The organism is Photorhabdus noenieputensis, assembly GCF_018448935.1.
In the GTDB taxonomy this organism is placed as follows: domain Bacteria; phylum Pseudomonadota; class Gammaproteobacteria; order Enterobacterales; family Enterobacteriaceae; genus Photorhabdus; species Photorhabdus noenieputensis.
Genome location: NZ_RCWC01000001.1, coordinates 170,550 through 191,015, shown reverse-complemented (window position 1 = coordinate 191,015; position 20,466 = coordinate 170,550). Strand labels below are relative to the sequence as shown.

20 protein-coding genes and 1 other RNA gene are annotated in these 20,466 nt (G+C 42.8%); 6 read left to right on the top strand and 15 right to left on the bottom strand.

What is annotated here, in order from left to right; all coding sequences use genetic code 11:
- Positions 1-270 precede the first annotated feature (270 nt).
- The 7 genes from gcvP to EAE91_RS00870 form a co-directional block, all read right to left on the bottom strand.
- A complete protein-coding gene (gene gcvP, locus EAE91_RS00900; RefSeq protein ID WP_214086860.1) occupies positions 271-3,147 on the bottom strand; it encodes an aminomethyl-transferring glycine dehydrogenase in 2,877 nt (958 codons plus the stop codon).
- A gap of 87 nt (positions 3,148-3,234) precedes the next feature.
- Complete coding sequence (gene gcvH / locus EAE91_RS00895) at positions 3,235-3,627, bottom strand: glycine cleavage system protein GcvH (protein WP_214086859.1); 393 nt, start codon at positions 3,625-3,627, stop codon at positions 3,235-3,237.
- 121 nt (positions 3,628-3,748) lie between these two features.
- Entirely contained in the window at positions 3,749-4,843 is a 1,095-nt protein-coding gene (gene gcvT, locus EAE91_RS00890) for a glycine cleavage system aminomethyltransferase GcvT (RefSeq protein ID WP_214086858.1), read from the bottom strand.
- A gap of 358 nt (positions 4,844-5,201) precedes the next feature.
- Positions 5,202-6,434: an FAD-dependent 2-octaprenylphenol hydroxylase gene (gene ubiI, locus EAE91_RS00885; RefSeq protein WP_214086857.1), complete on the bottom strand. Its 1,233-nt coding sequence runs from the start codon at positions 6,432-6,434 to the stop codon at positions 5,202-5,204.
- A gap of 38 nt (positions 6,435-6,472) precedes the next feature.
- Complete coding sequence (ubiH, locus tag EAE91_RS00880) at positions 6,473-7,651, bottom strand: 2-octaprenyl-6-methoxyphenyl hydroxylase (RefSeq protein ID WP_214086856.1); 1,179 nt, start codon at positions 7,649-7,651, stop codon at positions 6,473-6,475.
- 7 nt (positions 7,652-7,658) lie between these two features.
- Complete coding sequence (pepP, locus tag EAE91_RS00875; protein ID WP_214086855.1) at positions 7,659-8,975, bottom strand: Xaa-Pro aminopeptidase; 1,317 nt, start codon at positions 8,973-8,975, stop codon at positions 7,659-7,661.
- Positions 8,976-9,021: 46 nt separating this feature from the next.
- Complete coding sequence (locus EAE91_RS00870; protein WP_214086854.1) at positions 9,022-9,597, bottom strand: YecA/YgfB family protein; 576 nt, start codon at positions 9,595-9,597, stop codon at positions 9,022-9,024.
- A 185-nt stretch (positions 9,598-9,782) separates the two neighbouring features.
- Here EAE91_RS00870 and zapA point away from each other — a divergent pair, with 185 nt between their 5' ends.
- From zapA to EAE91_RS00855, 3 genes are all read left to right on the top strand, one after another.
- Complete coding sequence (zapA, locus tag EAE91_RS00865; RefSeq protein WP_036781297.1) at positions 9,783-10,112, top strand: cell division protein ZapA; 330 nt, start codon at positions 9,783-9,785, stop codon at positions 10,110-10,112.
- Between the two features lie 110 nt (positions 10,113-10,222).
- Positions 10,223-10,409: non-coding RNA, 6S RNA (gene ssrS, locus EAE91_RS00860), on the top strand.
- 36 nt (positions 10,410-10,445) lie between these two features.
- The gene (locus EAE91_RS00855; protein ID WP_214086853.1) at positions 10,446-11,042 is read left to right on the top strand and encodes a 5-formyltetrahydrofolate cyclo-ligase; all 597 of its coding nucleotides are present in this window, start codon (positions 10,446-10,448) and stop codon (positions 11,040-11,042) included.
- A gap of 172 nt (positions 11,043-11,214) precedes the next feature.
- On the opposite strand, the gene serA is transcribed toward EAE91_RS00855, so the two are convergent.
- The 4 genes from serA to EAE91_RS00835 form a co-directional block, all read right to left on the bottom strand.
- Entirely contained in the window at positions 11,215-12,456 is a 1,242-nt protein-coding gene (gene serA, locus EAE91_RS00850; protein ID WP_214086852.1) for a phosphoglycerate dehydrogenase, read from the bottom strand.
- A 273-nt stretch (positions 12,457-12,729) separates the two neighbouring features.
- Complete coding sequence (gene rpiA, locus EAE91_RS00845; RefSeq protein ID WP_214086851.1) at positions 12,730-13,389, bottom strand: ribose-5-phosphate isomerase RpiA; 660 nt, start codon at positions 13,387-13,389, stop codon at positions 12,730-12,732.
- Positions 13,390-13,567: 178 nt separating this feature from the next.
- Positions 13,568-13,729: a hypothetical protein gene (locus EAE91_RS00840; protein WP_214086850.1), complete on the bottom strand. Its 162-nt coding sequence runs from the start codon at positions 13,727-13,729 to the stop codon at positions 13,568-13,570.
- 188 nt (positions 13,730-13,917) lie between these two features.
- Entirely contained in the window at positions 13,918-14,472 is a 555-nt protein-coding gene (locus tag EAE91_RS00835) for a hypothetical protein (protein WP_214086849.1), read from the bottom strand.
- A 403-nt stretch (positions 14,473-14,875) separates the two neighbouring features.
- Here EAE91_RS00835 and EAE91_RS00830 point away from each other — a divergent pair, with 403 nt between their 5' ends.
- Positions 14,876-15,778, top strand: coding sequence for a LysR family transcriptional regulator ArgP (locus EAE91_RS00830; RefSeq protein ID WP_214086848.1), 903 nt, complete (start codon positions 14,876-14,878; stop codon positions 15,776-15,778).
- On the opposite strand, the gene EAE91_RS00825 is transcribed toward EAE91_RS00830, so the two are convergent.
- Positions 15,775-16,497 carry an oxidative stress defense protein gene (locus tag EAE91_RS00825; RefSeq protein ID WP_214086847.1) on the bottom strand — a complete coding sequence of 241 codons (723 nt, stop codon included), beginning with the start codon at positions 16,495-16,497 and terminating at the stop codon, positions 15,775-15,777. The two genes, EAE91_RS00830 and EAE91_RS00825, sit on opposite strands and share 4 nt — an antisense overlap.
- A gap of 113 nt (positions 16,498-16,610) precedes the next feature.
- On the bottom strand, positions 16,611-17,234 hold the full coding sequence (gene argO, locus EAE91_RS00820; protein WP_214086846.1) for an arginine exporter ArgO: 624 nt from the start codon (positions 17,232-17,234) through the stop codon (positions 16,611-16,613).
- Positions 17,235-17,469: 235 nt separating this feature from the next.
- On the opposite strand from argO, the gene EAE91_RS00815 reads away from it, so the two are divergent.
- Positions 17,470-17,850, top strand: coding sequence for a hypothetical protein (locus EAE91_RS00815; RefSeq protein ID WP_214086845.1), 381 nt, complete (start codon positions 17,470-17,472; stop codon positions 17,848-17,850).
- Between the two features lie 111 nt (positions 17,851-17,961).
- On the opposite strand, the gene mscS is transcribed toward EAE91_RS00815, so the two are convergent.
- Together mscS and EAE91_RS00805 are read right to left on the bottom strand one after the other, a co-directional pair.
- Complete coding sequence (mscS, locus tag EAE91_RS00810) at positions 17,962-18,834, bottom strand: small-conductance mechanosensitive channel MscS (RefSeq protein ID WP_214086844.1); 873 nt, start codon at positions 18,832-18,834, stop codon at positions 17,962-17,964.
- Positions 18,835-18,969: 135 nt separating this feature from the next.
- Positions 18,970-19,338: a YacL family protein gene (locus EAE91_RS00805; protein WP_214086843.1), complete on the bottom strand. Its 369-nt coding sequence runs from the start codon at positions 19,336-19,338 to the stop codon at positions 18,970-18,972.
- 375 nt (positions 19,339-19,713) lie between these two features.
- Here EAE91_RS00805 and EAE91_RS00800 point away from each other — a divergent pair, with 375 nt between their 5' ends.
- Positions 19,714-20,010, top strand: coding sequence for a Dabb family protein (locus tag EAE91_RS00800; RefSeq protein WP_214086842.1), 297 nt, complete (start codon positions 19,714-19,716; stop codon positions 20,008-20,010).
- Positions 20,011-20,466 lie beyond the last annotated feature (456 nt).

Below are 20,466 nucleotides of genomic sequence, written 5' to 3'. Positions count from 1 at the left end.
ATAAATTATTATATTGATAATAGTTTCAATTTTTTATTAATGAAATATCATTACCATAAAAATTTATTTAAATAAAATATCAATAAAAACATTTTATTAAATAACAATAGCAATAATGGAAGATATTATTAGGTTAGAAATAGCATGTGAAATTCGGGAGAAAAAGCCATTAAATATATAAAATAATTTTATATTTAAATCGACTTCGCCAATAAATACAGATAATGGCAACGCCAGTTATTATACTGACGTTGACTATTTTATTAGTGATTATTGATAATCACTGACAGGTGCACAAGAACAATGCAGGTTACGATCACCGTAAACATCATCAAGGCGTTTAACCGCAGGCCAATATTTATTGGCTTTGGTTTCCAGGGTTGGGAAAACCGCAGTTTCACGGCTGTAACTATGGCTCCAGTCAGAAACCAGTTCAGCTTGTACGTGAGGCGCATTGACCAATGGGTTATCTTCTAACGACCACTCGCCTTTTGCCACTTTGCCAATTTCAGCACGAATTGCCAGCATAGCATCCACAAAGCGATCAATTTCTACTTTGCTTTCTGATTCTGTAGGTTCCACCATTAGCGTGCCAGCAACCGGGAATGACATGGTTGGCGCATGGAAGCCGTAGTCAATCAAGCGCTTAGCAATATCCATCTCGCTGATACCAAACTCTTCTTTCAAAGGCCGAATATCCAGAATACACTCATGCGCCACATAACCATTATGACCGGTATACAACACGTCATAATCATTCTTTAGGCGGGCAGCAATATAGTTAGCATTCAAAATCGCCGTCTGGCTTGCCTGTTTCAATCCTTGTGAACCCATCATACGGATATACATCCAGCTAATCGGCAAAATAGAAGCACTACCAAATGGTGCCGCAGACACAGCTCTCTGTTCAGTAAGGACATCCATTTGAACTACCGAGTGCCCCGGTAAGAACGGCGCTAAATGGGCTTTTACGCCAATCGGCCCCATTCCTGGACCACCGCCGCCGTGTGGAATACAGAATGTTTTATGCAGGTTGAGGTGTGAAACATCAGCACCGATAAAACCTGGCGCGGTGATACCAACCTGCGCGTTCATATTCGCACCATCAAGGTAAACCTGACCACCATACTGATGAATGATTTCACATACCTGACGAATAGTTTCTTCATATACGCCGTGGGTTGATGGATAAGTCACCATGATGCAGGAAAGCTCGCCACCGGATTTTTCCGCTTTTTCACGCAGGTCCGCCAGATCAATGTTGCCTTCTTTATCGCAACTCACCACCACCACTGTCATACCTGCCATATGAGCAGAAGCCGGGTTGGTGCCATGTGCAGAGCTTGGGATTAAACAGATATGACGATGCCCTTCTCCACGGCTTTCATGGTAACGGCGAATAGCAAGCAGACCCGCATATTCACCCTGCGCGCCGGAGTTTGGTTGCATACAAACAGCATCATAACCCGTCAGTTGCACCAGCCAGTGAGATAATTGGCTGATCATTTGCTGATAACCCTGCGCTTGCTCCGGCGGACAGAATGGGTGTAGTTCATTAAATTCAGGCCAAGAGATCGGTAACATTTCTGCCGCAGCATTAAGTTTCATGGTGCAAGAACCCAATGGGATCATGGCCTGATTCAGTGCCAAATCTCGGCGCTCAAGACGATGCATATAGCGCATCATATCCGTTTCGCTGTGATAGCGGTTGAAATTTGGATGCAGAAGAATTTCATCACTGCGCAACATGGATGCAGGAATGGAGTGACTTTCCGTCATCAACTCTTGATCCAGTGCTTCGACATCTAGCTTGTCATCCGTGCCTGTCAGCACAGAGAACAATTTAATCAGATCATTACGACAGGTAGCTTCACTCAATGTGATACCCACCGCACCATAAATATCGGTACGCAAATTGATTTCAGCTTTGTCTGCCCGGGCCAATACCGCCGCTTTATCAGCAACTTCCACCGTCAACGTATCAAACCAAGTTTTGTAACGTAGAGTAAATCCAGCTTTCTGTAACCCGGCCGCCAGAATGTCAGTCAGACGATGAATACGGCCTGCAATGCGTTTTAGTCCTTTCAAACCATGATATACCGCATACATCCCGGCGATATTTGCCAACAACACCTGAGCCGTACAGATGTTGGAATTCGCTTTCTCACGACGGATATGCTGCTCACGGGTCTGCATTGCCATGCGCAGCGCCACATTACCTGCCGCATCACGGGAAACGCCGATAATACGTCCCGGCATAGAACGTTTGAATTCATCACGGCTGGCAAAAAATGCTGCGTGGGGACCGCCATAACCCATTGGTACCCCAAAGCGCTGGGCAGAACCAAACACAATGTCAGCCCCTTGTTTACCCGGTGCGGTCAAAAGCACCAACGCCATCAAGTCAGCGGCAACACTGACAATGATTTTGCGCTGTTTCAGTTGTGCGATCAGATCAGCATAATCATGAACTTCACCTGTTGTACCAACCTGTTGCAACAACACACCAAATACACCGTCCAACTCCAAGACTTTTTCTGCTTTATCCACAATCACATCAAAGCCAAAGGTTTCCGCGCGGGTACGAACAACGTCCAATGTTTGAGGATGGATATCATCAGCAACAAAGAAACGGTCAGCATTTTTCAGCTTGCTGGTACGTTTTGCCATTGCCATTGCTTCAGCCGCCGCGGTAGCTTCATCCAACAGAGAAGCAGAAGCAATATCCAACCCCGTCAAATCGATCGTCACTTGCTGGAAATTCAATAGTGATTCAAGGCGACCTTGAGAAACTTCTGGTTGATAAGGTGTATAAGCGGTATACCAGCCAGGATTTTCTAATAAATTACGCAAAATAACCGGTGGAAGCACCGCAGGCACATACCCCATACCAATATAGGATTGGTAACGTTTATTTTGGCTGGCAATCGCTTTCAGTTCAGCTAGTGCTTGCTGTTCAGTCGCACCACCGCCAACATCGGGCGGCTCTGGCAACGCGATATCACGGGGAACAATTTTCTGTGTTAAATCATTGAGGGAACTCGCCCCCACTGTCGCCAGCATCTCTTTTTGCTGTTCGGCGGAAGAGCCAATATGACGGCGGATAAACTCGCCCTGATTTTCGAGTTGGCTTAATGTCTGGGTCATTTGTTACTAATTCCTGAAGCCGGCCAGAAATGGCATACAAATAAAAACGCCCTGCTCACAATGTGAAACAGGGCGACGGTAAGCATATTATTCTTCTTCGTCCAGAAGTGCCTGATATCCTTCGGCATCCAGCAAACCCGAAAGTTCACTTTCATCAGAGGCTTTAATACGGAACAGCCAACCTTCGTTATAAGGCTCACTGTTAACCAATTCAGGCGAGTCATTTAGCGCTTCATTAACGGCAATAATTTCACCACCCAGTGGTGCATAGATATCGGAAGCCGCTTTCACTGATTCAACAACCGCGCAATCATCACCAAGATTGATTTCATTACCTACTTCCGGCAAATCAACAAAAACCATATCGCCTAGCAGCTCCTGTGCATGCGCGGTAATGCCTACCGTGTATTCACCATTACCTTCTGCACGAACCCACTCATGTGATTGGGCATATCTTAATTCTGCGGGTACATTACTCATTACCATCATCTCCTTCAATCCTAGAATCTACCCCTATTAGGCTATGTTGTGCTCCTGCACCAATCATGCCTACTGGGATAAATTGCTATTTACTCATCAAGTTATTATTCGATAAAAATGACTATACGAGAGGTTTACCCGCCCGTACAAAGCTAGGTTTGACTACCTGAACCGGCATTTCACGATTGCGGATTTGGACAACCGCCTGTTCACCAATTCCCTGCGGCACACGGGCAAGGGCAATACTGAATCCTAATGTTGGAGAGAACGTACCACTGGTAATAACGCCAGAATGTAAGGCACCCATCTCATCAGTAAAACTAACTATTAAACCACCGCGTAACACACCCTTTTCTCTCATCACCAAGCCAACTAACTGCTCAGTATCCTCTTCACGCTGTTTTTCTAGCGCTTCACGACCGATAAACTGGCGATCTTCCGGTTTCCAAGCGATTGTCCAACTCATGTTAGCCGCAAGGGGAGAAATGGTTTCATCCATTTCCTGTCCATAGAGGTTCATACCGGCTTCAAGCCGTAACGTATCACGCGCACCTAATCCCGCAGGCTTTACGCCGACACTCAGCAATTTTTGCCAGAAATCCGCTGCTTGCTCTTTTGGTAATGCCACTTCATAACCCGCTTCACCGGTATAACCCGTTGTTGCGATAAACAGATCCCCCGCCTGCACACCAAAGAAAGGTTTCATTCCGGCAATAGTCTGTTTTTGTTCATCATTCAATAGAGACTGCACTTTTACCTGAGCTTCAGGCCCCTGAACCGCAATTAATGCCAGATCATCACGAACCTGAATATCAACCTGGTAACTGGCTACATGTTCATTAATCCAAGCCAGATCTTTCTCACGAGTCGCAGAATTGACCACCAATCGATAAAAATCATTGCTAAGGTAATAAACAATCAGGTCATCAATTACACCGCCAGAAGCATTAAGCATCCCGGTGTATAGGGCTTTACCCTTTTCTGTCAGTTTAGCAATGTCATTTGCCAGCAAATAACGCAGAAAATCACGGCAACCAGTACCATGCAGATCCACAATCGTCATGTGGGAAACATCAAACATACCGGCATGAGTGCGGACAGTATGATGCTCATCCATTTGTGAACCATAATGCAAAGGCATCATCCAGCCATGAAAATCTACCATACGTGCACCACAAGCCAGATGCTGGTCATACAATGGGGTTTGTTTTGCCATTATTTCCCTCTTTTCATTTCCTACATGAAAACATACCGCGTATTAACCGACAGATACTGTGAATCATGAACAAAAAGCGGCTAAAAAACGCGACGCAAACGATATCTTAAAATGAAAGTTATCACTGAAAACCAAAATGAACCATAAGTAAAAATAGGGTTCAATCCAGTGACCATCAAAAAACGTGTTATGAGTATGCAGAATTTTCAACTATTAAAATGAGTCATAATACTCAAAATTAACAATTAACTTTAGAAAACACCCATTTTCTGTTACAAGCTAACTGAAATATGAATAAAATCACCTATTCATATTTCAGCAAGATATGAGAAAAAGTTATCGATAAGCAGAGGCTAAATTAGATTTTTTCAGCCGAATGGGATTCAGAGCAGAGCCAATCCGGCAAGTCATTCAAACCCATTGCCTGACGAAGTAATTTAGGTTTAACTCCCGGTAAATTATCTGCCAGAGATAACCCGACATCCCGCAAAAGTTTTTTCGCTGGATTATTGCCATCAAATAATTGACGAAAACCTTGCATTCCAGCCAGCATCACCGCAGCCCCATGTTTACGTCGGCGCTCATAGCGACGTAAATAAAAGTGCTGACCAATATCTTTTCCCTGACCATGCAGACGACGCAATTCACCTATCAATTCAGCGACATCCATAAAGCCCAAATTCACTCCCTGACCTGCCAATGGGTGAATAGTATGAGCGGCATCTCCCAACAGGGCCAGACGATGAGCCGCAAAATTACGGGCATAGCGACCGGTTAGTGGAATTGTCAGACGTTCACCCATCAATTCACATTGACCAAGGCGCAGATCAAAATCTACCGCCAATTGCTGGTTGAAACGCTGATGATCAAGCTGTTTGTACTGTTCGGCAACTTCACCCGGTAGTGACCAGACGATAGAACACAAATGAGGATCGGCAAGGGGCAAAAACGCCAAAATACCATTACCATAAAAGACCTGACGGGCAACCCGACCATGCGGCTCTTCGATGCGAATAGTGGCTACCAATGCATGATGTTCATAATCCCAAAATGTGAGAGGGATATCAGCATGTTGACGCAACCATGAATGAGCGCCATCAGCACCAACCACTAAACGGGCAGTTAACATGCGACCATCGGATAAAGTCATAAAAGCTTCATTTTCACCCCAGGCAACCTGTTTCAAAGCCGCCGGTGCCAAAATGGTCACATCAGATAAGCTATCCGCTTTTTTCCATAATGTTTCACGAATAACTCGGTTTTCAATGATATGACCAAGATATTCCAACCCATATTCAGCCGCGCTGAACTGAATACGGCCAAAGCTATCCCGCTCCCAAACTTCTATTTCCTGATAAGGACTGGTGCGCATATCCAAGATCTGTTGCCACACACCAAGATGCTGTAATAAGCGCTCACTGGCTGCATTAATCGCAGAAACCCGCAAAGCATACTCTTCTCCAGCAGTAACGGGATGAGTAGGCGGATAGCTCTCCACTACAGCCACCCGCAAGCCACTGCCTTGTAAGCCACAGGCAAGCGCTAAACCAACCATACCGCCACCAGCGATAACCACGTCAAATGATTGCATAATATAACGTCCTCTTATTTTGTCTGCTTAATCTGCGGTTATCTTTGGGCGACCCAACCCAGAGTCTGACGGGCCAGTATATCCCGCATAGGAGAGCATTTTTCCATCACCATCAGGCCGAAGTTACGCCCGGCTTGTAATGGAAAATAACGATTGGCAAATATCCGTATCAATCCATCGGTAATATCGATGGTGTTTTCCCGATCTAAAACCCGTTGCTGTTGATAGTTAGCCAAAACCGGGTAAGTACCAATATCCTGACCCGCAGCAAAAGCCGCAGAAACAATCTGAGCCAGTGTCATGACATCTCGCATACCAAGATTGAAACCCTGACCGGCAATCGGATGTAATGTTTGCGCGGCATTTCCCACCAATGCTAATCGGTGGCTAATTTGTTGATTTGCAGTGGATAGAACCAATGGATAGCGATGACGCTGACCAGTCTCCAATATTTTCCCCAGTCTCCAGCCAAATGCTCGCTGTAACTGCTTAAGAAATTGCTCATTATTCCAACTCGCTATCTCTTTTTTCCGCGCCAACTGATGGCACCAGACCAGCGAACTCCGCCCCCCAGACATTGGCAACAAAGCAAGTGGACCATGTTCTGTGAAACGTTCAAATGCACTGCCTCGCGGATGCTCTGAAGTCAGTACATTGGTAATCACGGCAACCTGTTCATAAGCGCGCCGCTGCCACTGAATATTACAAGCGTGACCAATGGCAGAATGGCTGCCATCTGCCGCTACCAGCAACTCGCCTTGCAGACGTTCACCACTGTCCAGAGTGACAGCGACCGATGATAGGGTTCTTTCAACAGCCATAACCTTGGATGGACAATATAGCGTTACACCAGGCGCATTTTTCAGTAATTTGAACAAACACTGCCCTGCATCGTACAATTCGATAACATTACCTAGAGCTGGAATGCCATATTCTTTTGCGTAAAGGTTCACAAACCCTGCATGACCACGATCACTAACATGAACGTGAGTTATTGGTATCACATAATCTTCCAGAGCAGACCAAACGCCAATCTGTTGTAAACGCTGACAAGTACCATAAGCCAGTGCTATCGCTCTGGCATCAAAGCCGGGATGTTTCTGCTCCGGCTCTGCTGCTTCAATCAGGGACACATGAATCTGCCCCTTACTCAGGGAAGATATCGCCAGCGCAAGCGTCGCGCCGGTCATGCCTCCACCAACGATAATCACGTTCATTCTTAACTTAACCCTGTTTTGCTTCCGCCATCAGAGCTTCAATCTCATCAGCTTCTTTAACGACACTGGCTGTCAGGTTTTCATTACCTGTTTCAGTGATCAAAATGTCATCCTCAATACGGATACCGATACCACGATATTCCATCGGTACATCTGCATCCGGTGCAATATAAATCCCCGGCTCAACAGTCAATACCATTCCTGGTTGCAAAATACGGTCACGCTCTACACCATAGTCACCAACATCATGCACATCCAACCCTAACCAATGACTTAAGCCATGCATAAAGAACTGGCGATAAGCTTTAGTTTCGATTAAATGTTCAACTTCACCGTGCATAACGCCTAGTTTCACCAACTCTTCCACCATAATCTGAACGACATGTTCTGTGACTTTGTTGATGCTGGTCCCCGGCTTATACAATTCCAATGAGACATTGAGTGTTTTCAGGACGATATCGTAAATTTCACGCTGAGCACGGGTAAACTTGCCATTGACAGGGAAAGTACGCGTAATATCTCCGGCATAACCCAGATATTCACAACCTGCGTCAACCAACACCAAGTCCCCCTCTTTCATCCTACTTTCATTCTCGGTGTAGTGCAGAATACAGCTATTTTCACCGCTCCCTACAATCGTGTTGTAAGCAGGGTAGCGAGCCCCCTGATGAGTAAATTCGTGATGAATTTCAGCTTCCAATTGATATTCAAACATTCCTGGGCGGCAAACTTTCATCGCGCGCATATGGGCCTGCGCACTGATTTGACCTGCCCGGCGCATAACTTCAATTTCTGCCTTAGATTTGAACAACCGCATTTCATGTACCCAAGGGTGCCAGTCAGTTATCGTTAAAGGCGCTGAAAGATTACGACGACCGCCTTCTCTTAATTTATCCAGCGCATGGAAGACAATTTCATCTGCGTAGGCAAATTCGCCTCGTGCGTGATAAACCACATCCAAACCATTCAGTAACAGATAAAGCTCTTCTTTGATATCATCAAAAGGCAAAGCGCGATCAATACCCAGTTTTTCCGGGGCCGCTTCTTGCCCAAGACGGCGACCAAACCAAATTTCCGCAGTCAAATCACGCGCTCGATTAAAAAGCACACTATGATTATGTGTATCATCGCTCTTAATTAATATCAGCACCGCTTCCGGTTCATTAAACCCGGTCAAATAAAGGAAATCGCTATGCTGACGATAGGGATATTCATTATCTGAATTTCGTGGCGCAGGCGGGGCAGAAAAAATAATCGCTGCGCTGGCCGGAGCCATTTTTGCCAGTAAAGCCTGACGGCGGGATAAATATTCTTGTTTGATCATACCCTCTCCTGCGACTGATAATTATTTTGCGTTCAATAAACACCAATTAATGCAATGTTGGTTTGTCGTTTTTAGCAATTAAAACGGTTTTAGGTTCAGTAAAGGCGATATAGCAAAGCTGTGCGGCCACTCGCACATATTCAAGGACCTCTTCCAGTGCCTGGGCCAACTCTTCTTGATCATCACCTTCTTCATAACCAAGCAGACCGATATTGCGCAAATCACCAATAATCTCACCGATCTCTTTTCTATCCGCGAACTTCGGTTGAGCAACACCTAATCCCAGTAAAAAATGGTTAACCCATCCCGCTAATGCATCTGCTCGTTCAAACACATTATCGTCCTCATCTGGCAGCAATAAACTGAATGCAAAATTACTGTCATCCAATGATTCAAATGTGATTTCACGTAATTCACGCAATTGTTGAGCTAATGGATGGGAAAAAGCTAACCCATCATTCGCTAAGTCATGAACTAAGACCTGCCAACTACTGTCGCGATTACCGCCGCACAGCAGGCCGCTAATCAACCCATGCATCTCCGCTGCTGTCAGCGCCACTGACTGTTGATGCAATATTTCGTCAAAAGATTGATAATCTGGTAATGAATTCTGTATAGACATGTGTATTGGTCATCGTTGACGGTGTAAGTTCATGCTATGCTACCACCAAGGGGAGTCGCTATACCAGACAACAACCTAGCTAATCGTTAGTTGCCTGTCGGTATCGCGTTACAATGATTGGCGCCGGTTTCAATTCTACAATCCAGAATTAAAACCGACGCGCAGTAATAAGTCAGGAAGGGGTCATGTCTGCACAACCGGTAGATATCCAGATTTTTGGGCGGTCACTACGTGTCAATTGTCCATCAGAGCAAAAAGAAGCATTACTGGCTGCGGCTGTGGAACTTGAGCAACGTTTAGAAGATTTAAAAGAGCGCACCAGAGTAACCAATACTGAACAACTGATTTTTATTGTGGCACTGAATATCTGTCACGAATTGGCACAAGAAAAAGTGAAAACCCGTGACTATGCCTATAATATGGAACAGAAAATAAAGATGCTCCAACAGACTATAGAACAAGCATTAGTGGAACAAGGTCGCATCACAGAGAGCACCATTTCGCCAAATGAATGAATTCTATTGATAAATCATACATTAGTGAGTGAATCATTCGAGAATTAGTTGCTTTCTGTATTTAGTTTCATACAATAGGTGTCACAAAGTTGCTTACAAGCGCTGAATAAATTTCTCTGAGATGTTCGTGAACGGGGAAAGTCCCCTGAGCCGATATTTCATACATTATAGAATGTGGTGCTCCGTAGTCTGGTGTGCATGCTCGGTTCGGCCGAGAAGCCTTAAAGCTGCGACGCTGCGTTCACCTTGAACCAAGGGTTCAAGGGTTACTACCTGTAACGGCATCTTGGAGAATCTCAACCTTAATCGCTGCTGCTATCCAACGCAGGTTCTATGCAATCAAAGTCTCTATTATCACTCAGACAAAGCATTAGAAAGAAAATACGCCAGCAACGCCGTGAACTCACCCCTGAACAACAATTGTTTTTTGCAAGACAGGCTGCTGAGCGAGCAATCAACCACCCCAGAATTCACCAAGCCAACAAAATCGCGCTATTTCTTTCGTTTGATGGTGAACTCGATACCCGCCCACTGATTAACCAACTCTGGCAACAAAATAAGCAGATCTATCTGCCCGTATTACATCCTTTCCGTCATCACCATCTGCTGTTTTTAAACTATCAACCCAATACCCCGCTTGTCAGAAACCGCTTCAATATAGAAGAGCCACCACTGAATGTTGAACAGGTTTTACCATTATCAGAGCTGGATATTATGATGGTCCCACTGGTTGCTTTTGACCGCACAGGGCAGCGGCTTGGCATGGGTGGTGGTTTTTATGATCGTACACTGAGCCAGTGGCAACAGAAAAACTTCTATCCGATAGGTTTGGCACATAACTGCCAGTTAGTTGATACACTGCCAACAGCCGAATGGGATATCCCATTACCAGAAATCATCACACCTGAAAAAATCTGGCAATGGCAGTAAAAAATGGGTGCCTCACACAAAGCACCCATTTTTGACATATCAAAATATACCCTATGGATTTCAAGATGCATCGCGACGGCAAGGAGCGAATCCCCGGGAGCATAGCAAACTATGTGACCGGGGTGAGTGAGCGCAGCCAACAAAGAGGCAACTTGAAAGATAACGGGTATAATCAGTAAAGCAGACGAGAACGGATAGTACCCGGCAGTGCTTTCAGTTTCTGAAATACCATTTCAGCTTGAGCCGGGTTTTCAGTCACAATATCAATAACCACATAACCCATGTCCCCACTGGTACGCAGATACTGAGCGGCAATATTGATATCCTGTTCAGCAAACACTTGGTTAATACTGTTCAATATACCCGGACGATTTTCATGAATATGCAAAAACCGGTTGGTATCATCAGCATGAACAGGAAGAGACACTTCTGGGAAGTTTACTGCTGATAAGGTAGAACCATTATCAGAGTATTTCGCTAGCTTTCCTGCTACTTCATAACCAATGTTTTCTTGCGCTTCCTGAGTAGAGCCGCCAATATGTGGCGTCAGCAACACATTATCAAATTTACACAGCGGTGACTCAAACGGATCATTATTGGTTGCCGGTTCAACAGGGAACACATCCACAGCCGCCCCTGACAGATGTTCACTTTCCAACGCATCACATAATGCCGGGATATCCACCACCGTCCCACGTGAAGCATTGATCAAGATAGAACCCGGTTTCATCAGGGTAAGTTCGGTTGCACCAATCATATTTTTAGTTGATGGCGTTTCCGGTACATGCAAACTAACCACATCACTCATATTCAGTAATTCTGACAAATGACGTACCTGATGGGCATTACCTAATGGCAATTTGTTTTCAATATCGTAAAAGTAGACATCCATACCGATATTTTCAGCCAGAATACCAAGCTGAGTGCCAATATGGCCGTAACCGATGATACCCAGTTTCTTCCCACGCACTTCATAGCAGCCCTTAGCCTGCTTATCCCATACCCCTCGATGAGCTTTCGCATTTGCTAAAGGGATACGACGCAGCAATAACAACAATTCACCAAGGACCATTTCAGCAACAGAACGGGTATTAGAAAATGGCGCATTAAAGACAGGGATACCACGTTTCGCAGCCGCTTTCAGATTAACCTGATTAGTGCCAATACAGAAACAACCTACAGCAACCAATTTTTCGGCTGCCTGAAAAATGTCTTCGGTCAGTTGTGTGCGGGAACGGATACCAACAAAATGGGCATCACGAATTGCCTCTTTTAACTCTTCAGAATCTAATGCTCCCTTATGATATTCGATATTGCTATAACCGGCTGCCCGCAGATTTTCTACCGCGCTCTGATGCACACCTTCCAATAGCAAAAATTTAATCTTATCTTTTTCCAGAGATACCTTAACCATTTATCCTGCCTATTGTTACGCTTCGTTACATTTAAGACTCATTCTCTCAACATAACAAAAAAAACGAACACAGCAATATAAACGATTGCTATTCCCGTCACATAAATCTTAATAAAGTAGTTATTATGCGGAATAAAATGATCTGAAAAAGAACAAAATCAGGATTTAGATTAAATAACAATCATGGCTATGAAATATATCACTAAATTCTTCACCTATTTTAAAAGTGAAAAAATTTTTAAGGGCGAAGAACTCCGCCCTCTATGAATAATATTATTGGGTGATGGTTTTCACTCCATCAAGTGTTCCCATCAATATAATATCCGCACCACGGTTAGCAAATAGGCCCACAGTCACCACGCCGGAGATGCGATTAATTTTATTCTCTAACTCAACAGGATTGAGTATGGCTAGATTATGCACATCAAGGATCACATTGCCGTTATCCGTCACAACATTCTGACGATATTTTGGTGCTCCCCCTAACTTAACCAATTCACGAGTAACATAGGCGCGAGCCATTGGAATCACTTCAACCGGCAGAGGAAATTTACCCAATACATCAACTTTTTTAGAAGCATCAACAATACAAACGAATTTTTTTGCTATTGCAGCAATGATTTTTTCACGCGTTAATGCAGCTCCACCACCTTTAATCATCTGCATATTGCCATTGATTTCATCCGCACCATCAACATAGATATCAAGGGAATCCACTTCATTACAATCAAATACAGGAATTCCCAAGCTTTTTAACTTCTCAGTAGAAGCCTCAGAGCTGGATACTGCCCCTTCAATTTGATCTTTAATGGAACCGAGGGCATCAATAAAATGTGAAGCCGTTGAACCTGTCCCCACACCCACAATTGTTCCTGGCGTAACAAATTCGAGTGCTGCCCAACCTACTGCTTTTTTTAGTTCGTCCTGAGTCATATCAATTCATTGCCTATATCAGTTACAAGGAAAGACCTCGACTAGTATAAACTTTGATGACAACAAAGAAACCGCAATTCAATTAAAGTTGGATAGGATAAGTCACGGGAAATATAAGATTAAATGACGCCAAAAACCCGCCATATCCATATGGCGGCGGGCGACAAAAAAGTGATGTTTATGCTGCTTCTTTGTTGCGACGACGACCTTGCTTTTCTTGGCTTGGTGCCTGTGCATGTTCTTCCAAAACCGGACCTACTTTCATGAGAAAATCCAAGGTCTCTCCAGCTTTTTTATACGTTTGAATGGTATCGAACATCGGTTCTTTTTGTGTTCTCATTAGCAACACCTCATAAAACAACTTCACATTACTGAACTGATTTCGTCATACAGGACAAAAAATTCCCGACAAAATCTCTTGGTTATGACCATCGCAACAAATCCAAATGAACAAAATAGCTATTTTACACTCGGTTCGTTCTACCTAGTCTACTTGGGCACTATAACGAGCATAGAAACGCAGAGATGTCAGAAAGCTAACTCCTTAGACCTACTTTTCAATTTTGCCGTTAATGTCTTAATATCACACGACATTACATATCCACAGCGCTCTAACTCAAAACCAAACGAACGATAGTAAGCTATTTTATCCCTAACGGGTTCATGAATCCTGATGTCTTCACCACCAGACATATCCATAAAAATCAATGTTGCATACAGAGTATACAAAAGCATCTTCCGATGCAATGGATGATTTTCTATATCCTTCACAAAATTTTCCAATACATGAATGTTAAAACTCTTATCATTCAAATCATATGTAGACAAAGCGACTCCAGCCGGAGCAGATTCAATTTGGAGATTTTCCCTTGATATGACAAATTTTATACATAAGCTGAAACAATCATGTCGATTACCAACCTCTGTAATATAATAGTCCCAGTTTAGCTCACCATATGCTCCTGTTAGCATATTTGCGTCGCTGTCAGAGATAGGACCAACCGCCAAATCTATTCCTCTCTGATCCATATATAACTGCAAAGTATTGTATGTTAATTGTGCAACATGCTTCAGCGACAGCATAACAAAACAACCTTACTTACATTGTTATTAAATAGCCCAAAGTCACGCTTTTTGAACAACTTTATAAAAAAGCCACACCTAAGCGAAACATGTAAACAATCCCGAGTTCAATCAAAAATTAACTATTAAGCTAACAAAAACAGCCTCACCCGATGCTTTCGCCTGAGCATATCGCCTATTCAACCACATCAACAAACTTAGTCTTCAAAAATGGAACCACCTTCCCAAAGGCGACTAACCAACAAAAATTTATCCAAATTGGGTATAACATGAGTAATTTCTGGAAGGTAGGATTTTACGACCCACCAGATAAATTGCCTCATCCATCAAGAAAATATGGCATAGTGATATTCAGAAAAATAAATAGTGCTACTCAGCAAAATAAGTGGAGAATCTTTCTACAATGAAACGCCCTGACTACCGAACACTGCAAGCCTTGGATGCGGTGATCCGAGAACGCGGCTTCGAGCGTGCTGCCCAGAAACTCTGTATCACTCAATCCGCAGTTTCTCAACGTATCAAACAGTTGGAAAATCTGTTCGGTCAACCTCTGCTAGTACGCACCGTTCCTCCGCGCCCCACCGAACAAGGACAAAAATTACTGGCTCTATTACATCAGGTAGAGTTGTTGGAAGAACAATGGCTAGGCGATGAACAGGGTACAGATATTCCATTGCTGCTTTCACTGGCCGTCAACGCTGACAGCTTAGCAACCTGGCTGTTACCGGCACTACACCCGGTACTCTCTGATTTGCCTATCCGACTCAATATTCAAGTTGAAGATGAAACTCGGACTCAGGAACAGTTGAGAAGAGGTGAAGTCGTTGGTGCGGTCAGTATTCAACCACAACCCTTACCCAGTTGTCTGGTCGATAAATTAGGCGCACTGGATTATCTGTTTGTCGCCTCACCAGAATTTGCTGCCCGTTATTTCCCAAATGGCGTTACCCGTTCGGCGTTACTAAAAGCCCCTGCGGTTGCATTCGACCATCTGGATGATATGCATCAGGCATTTTTACAACAGAATTTCGAGTTGTCTCCGGGTAGCGTTCCATGTCATATCGTCAATTCATCTGAAGCCTTTGTACAACTGGCAAAGCAGGGTTCCACCTGTTGTATGATCCCCCATTTACAGATTGATCAGGAATTGAAAAATGGTGAACTGATTGACCTGACACCGGGTCTATGTCAGCGCCGGATGCTCTATTGGCATCGTTTCGCACCGGAAAGCAGGACTATGAAAAAAGTGACTGACGCCCTGTTGAAATTTGGGCGTCAGATGTTAAGACAAGATGACACTGATTAAGGTTTTAGTTCAAACACAACATCAACCTGATCGCTGAAATTGATGCTATCCTGCTGGTAAGTTTCACCCACTCCAGCAGCAGCACCTCCCGCCATCATCACATCAGCATTGCGATACTTCATATGGTCAATTACCTCTGGCGCTCGGTAATTGATACTGTATATCGAACCAACACTGCTATTAAAGCCTTTCGCCAATGCATCAGCTTGTTCAATCGCATTTTCAATGGCTTTCTGGCGGGCTTCATCACGATATTTTTGCGGATTGTCCACCCCAAACTGAACAGATACTATTTCATTCAAACCCGCTTTTAATGCACCATCTAGCAGATCATTAAGTTGATCTAACTTACGAACCTTCACCTCCACTGAACGGATCGCACGATAGCCTTTCAGCACCGATTTGCCAGATACATTATCGTACTCATAATCAGGCTGAGTACGCAGATTCGCGGCATTAATATCTTTCTTTTCAATACCGCTCTTTTTCAGAAAATCAAAATACTTAGCAACCAACTCATCAACCTGCTTTTTAGCCCCAGATGCATCTTTAGCAGAAATATTGACGTTAATCATCAATGTTGCTATATCCGGTTCAGCTTTCACTACCGCATTACCAGAAGTAATAACATGAGGGACTCCGGGTAAATCAGCAGCCTGTGCAGCAAGTGGCACCCCGGCACTTAACATGGCGGCCAACCCTAATGATTTCAATTTCACACAACCTCCGAAGAAAACCTGTTACAGAAAATGTTCATCCCACGGAAAAACCGAAATATATATGGGATGAATAAAACACTAACACAGAGACTGCATGCAAAGAAGTGTCCAGCTCAATCAGAAATTAGTAATCCCTGCTTAGCAAGTTGCCATGCGATATACCACATAATGACACAGATAAACCCATTAATAATCCGCTGAGAAAGCGGCTTATTTAGCACAGGAGAAAACCATGCGGCCAGCAATGACAGAGAAAAAAACCAACTAACAGAAGCGCTTGCCGCACCAAAAGTAAACCAGGGCCTGAGTTCGGAAGATAACTGACCACCAATACTACCCAGAACAACAATGGTATCTAAATAAACATGCGGATTTAACCAAGTGACCGCAAAGATAATCGCAATGACCCGCCAACGGTTTTTTGCTGTACTACTCGCCTGCACTTGTTCAATATTGGCAAACAAAACTACACGTAAAGCCCCCCATCCATACCAGAATAAAAAAGCAACACCCCCCCAGGTGACAAATTGCAAGAGTAAAGTTGACTGACTAAGTAATGCACTGCCACCAAATACACCGACACCAATCAGAAAACCATCACTGATCGCGCACAAAGTTGCGCTCATCAAATGAAATTGTCTCTTGCTACCTTGTTGCATAACAAAGGCATTTTGTGGACCAAGAGGCAAAATCATTGCTGCGCTAAGAAAAAAACCCTGCACAAATGTCGATAACATAAAAAAACTCCTCAATAATTATTCACTTTGCTATTTCAATGTTCAGAATATTAAGAAGAATAGCTCATTAGAGGAAATAAATGCTTCTAATTGATCATAAGAAATTTTAATAACCAACCAAAAAGCAGATTTTTATAGGAAAACCATTTGATTAATTCAAAGAAAATCAAGCTAATACACACTAAAAGCGTTAATGAATCTATCAATGCCATGAAAATAAGAGGAAGAGATTATTTTGAAAAAAATTACCGGTTTCATGCTATTAGTCATCATTATTATTGCTACTCTTACTATCAGAAACTACTATTTGCTGCGAAATGATGTTGAAAAGACATTAAACCACTATGAAATAATTGGATATTATATTGGTACAGCAAATATTACAGACGTAGAGCTCAGTCATTATCAGCCTTTCTTGTGTAAAAAAGGCTGTGAACGTTTTATTCTAAAAATACAAGGTGAAAAAGGTGATGGGATAGTCACTGCTGATATTAATTTCCATACTTCAGATGTTTCATCCGCTGTCCTTTGCTTATCTGATAACAAGAAAATAGCACTGACAGAAGATATCAACGATGATTTCATCAAAAACAACTTTAATACCTTATGTCAATAAAATAAGTCAGGAGAACAGAGCGCCGCGCTATGAATAACGCGGCGCTAATTTACCGGTGAAAATTTACATTCCATTCACACTATCAGATGGTTATTATCCAATGACCTCTGACTAATCACTCATCTTATTCCGCGCCATAGCTTGGTTCTGATGCAAATAAACATCCATTTGTGGATAAGGAATGCTGATATTGTGTTTATCCAATGTACGTTTAAAATTCTCCATCAAATCCCAATAAACCTCCCAAGCATCACCATTGGTTGTCCATACACGCACAACAAAATTCAGTGAAGAAGGTGCCATTTCATGCAAACGAATCGTCACGCCTTTATCATGCTGAATACGGTTGTCTGCGGCAATAACATCACCTAATACTTTTTTAACTTCATCAATATCCGCATTATATGCAACACCGACCATAATCTGGGTTCGGCGATTCGGTTCACGGCTGGTATTAATAACATTATCAGCAATAATTTTCCCGTTCGGGATTACGATGATCTTGTCATCCGCTGTACGCAATGTAGTAGAGAAAATCTGCACCTGAACAACCGTGCCCTCAACTGCGCCCAGAATAACATATTCGCCCGCACGGATTGGACGAAAAGCCACCAGCAATACCCCTGCGGCAAAGTTGGATAAAGAACCTTGTAAAGCCAAACCAACAGCCAAACCAGCAGCACCGATAACCGCAATGACAGAAGCCGTCTGAACACCTAATTTGCCCAGAACGGCAATAATAGTAAACGCAATAATCGAATAACGAACGATCGCAGCCAAGAAATCTGATACCGTTACATCAATGCCCCGCAATGACATAACTCTTCTCACGCCCTTACTAATGAGTTTCGCCGCCATCAACCCCAGAACAAGAATCAGAATAGCAGCAACAGTATTGACCAGATATTGAATAATTAAATCCTGATGATTAATAAGCCAGCTTGTAGCTTCATTAATGCCACCAGACAGATTGATATCTTCCATTAAAACCACCTTGATTCTTTAGCTATTCAACTATCATTGAGTAAAATGACTCAATGACTATCCTTCATAGCAACCATTAACAGTAAGAAAAAAACCTATCGTGCCAGAGAGTTCTTTTTGCCTATATACAGCTTTTTACCAATCGTTTTTTAAAATAAAGTCCCGATAATCAGTCAACATATCAAGAAAATCCTTGGTACCACAAAAAGACAGGCTCTCATTATCGTAATAGCTCATGCCCTCCTCCATCGAATCAGTTTCAAACTCAAGCTGATTAGCACGAACCATAACCTCTTCGTCATCCATTAGCAGCGTATATTCGTGACCCACAAGTTGCCATTGACGTTCACTACCTTTAATTTCAGCCAGTGCTGCGGCAACTTTATCTATCACTGTTAAATCACCATTAACTTCTTCATTCAGCCACTGACCAATAGCTTCATGATCCATTGAGAATCGGCTAGTCACCTTCCCAGTAACATCCAGCAAAAATTCGTAGTCCATCATTAACCTCCGGTGCGTTCTTTCCGTTCTAAATTTCCTAGCAATTCCGCCCCAGAATCAGCCCACAAACTGACAAGAAGTGAGATTAACGCCTCTATGCTGACACAACGATATGGTTTGCACCTGGATAACCGAAATGTCCACTCTAAGCTATCCTTGAAGTTTGTGTCCGCTATGGCTTTCATCGGAGAAGAGTTCAGCCTCAGTGCAAATATAGACAAATACACTATAATTAATAATATCTCAGAGAAACAAAAACAGCAAAATCGAACACTCGCCCACTAATCGATGAGGTATATTCAAGAGTCTTGCAGTACAACCAGTTATTTTCTATCTTGTCTGGAAAAACAAAGCCACTTCTTAGGAGCTATTATTATGATACGTCATATTCTTTTGTTAAAATTCACACCCGAAATAAAAGAACAACAATTAATGATGATAAGAGATACCGCAATTTCTATGCAGCATCAAATCACAGGTATTTCTGCTGTTGAATGGGGAGGTAATGTAAGTAGTGAAAATAAAAATAAAGGTTTTACACATGCCATCACCATGACATTTGATGATCAAAAGGCTATTTCAAATTATTTGTCTCACCCTAAGCATGACAAATTAAAAGATCTGCTTATAGATTCTGCCGACGATATCATCGTCTTTGATTATGAAGTGTAACTTTCATTCTTTGGAAATAACTATCAGCTAACCAATATTCAACATGACGAATATTGCTGGCGCGCCTAAGAATAATTAGACGCGCCGATTATCGGTAGAAATAGAATTACGCGGATTCTCATGGTAAATTTAAATATTTAATCAATAATTAAATACTACATAAAAAGTTTTTAACCACGCCTATTTAATGATAGCTCGCTGTAAAATCAACATCATTTATAAAAGATAATGAGATAATAAAATGGCGGATTTTAACTCCCTTTTAGGCTGCCGAAAACCCATTTAAAAAAGGAAAGTATTTTTTATGTCATTGAAAATAGACTAAAATATTATAGCGACCGAACGAGTTAAAACAGTGTAAACCGACATATTTAAGGTATTGCATTTTTACATAAAAAATGCAATGTAATAACACTGAAAATAACCCGATTCATGTGGTATAAAATCATTTATTTG

Excerpts from the sequence above, each read along its gene's own strand:
- gcvP (WP_214086860.1), bottom strand. The coding sequence starts at position 3,147 with ATGACCCAGACATTAAGCCAACTCGAAAATCAGGGCGAGTTTATCCGC.
- gcvH (WP_214086859.1), bottom strand. The coding sequence starts at position 3,627 with ATGAGTAATGTACCCGCAGAATTAAGATATGCCCAATCACATGAGTGG.
- gcvT (WP_214086858.1), bottom strand. The coding sequence starts at position 4,843 with ATGGCAAAACAAACCCCATTGTATGACCAGCATCTGGCTTGTGGTGCA.
- ubiI (WP_214086857.1), bottom strand. The coding sequence starts at position 6,434 with ATGCAATCATTTGACGTGGTTATCGCTGGTGGCGGTATGGTTGGTTTA.
- ubiH (WP_214086856.1), bottom strand. The coding sequence starts at position 7,651 with ATGAACGTGATTATCGTTGGTGGAGGCATGACCGGCGCGACGCTTGCG.
- pepP (WP_214086855.1), bottom strand. The coding sequence starts at position 8,975 with ATGATCAAACAAGAATATTTATCCCGCCGTCAGGCTTTACTGGCAAAA.
- EAE91_RS00870 (WP_214086854.1), bottom strand. The coding sequence starts at position 9,597 with ATGTCTATACAGAATTCATTACCAGATTATCAATCTTTTGACGAAATA.
- zapA (WP_036781297.1), top strand. The coding sequence starts at position 9,783 with ATGTCTGCACAACCGGTAGATATCCAGATTTTTGGGCGGTCACTACGT.
- EAE91_RS00855 (WP_214086853.1), top strand. The coding sequence starts at position 10,446 with ATGCAATCAAAGTCTCTATTATCACTCAGACAAAGCATTAGAAAGAAA.
- serA (WP_214086852.1), bottom strand. The coding sequence starts at position 12,456 with ATGGTTAAGGTATCTCTGGAAAAAGATAAGATTAAATTTTTGCTATTG.
- rpiA (WP_214086851.1), bottom strand. The coding sequence starts at position 13,389 with ATGACTCAGGACGAACTAAAAAAAGCAGTAGGTTGGGCAGCACTCGAA.
- EAE91_RS00840 (WP_214086850.1), bottom strand. The coding sequence starts at position 13,729 with ATGAGAACACAAAAAGAACCGATGTTCGATACCATTCAAACGTATAAA.
- EAE91_RS00835 (WP_214086849.1), bottom strand. The coding sequence starts at position 14,472 with ATGCTGTCGCTGAAGCATGTTGCACAATTAACATACAATACTTTGCAG.
- EAE91_RS00830 (WP_214086848.1), top strand. The coding sequence starts at position 14,876 with ATGAAACGCCCTGACTACCGAACACTGCAAGCCTTGGATGCGGTGATC.
- argO (WP_214086846.1), bottom strand. The coding sequence starts at position 17,234 with ATGTTATCGACATTTGTGCAGGGTTTTTTTCTTAGCGCAGCAATGATT.
- mscS (WP_214086844.1), bottom strand. The coding sequence starts at position 18,834 with ATGGAAGATATCAATCTGTCTGGTGGCATTAATGAAGCTACAAGCTGG.
- EAE91_RS00805 (WP_214086843.1), bottom strand. The coding sequence starts at position 19,338 with ATGGACTACGAATTTTTGCTGGATGTTACTGGGAAGGTGACTAGCCGA.
- EAE91_RS00800 (WP_214086842.1), top strand. The coding sequence starts at position 19,714 with ATGATACGTCATATTCTTTTGTTAAAATTCACACCCGAAATAAAAGAA.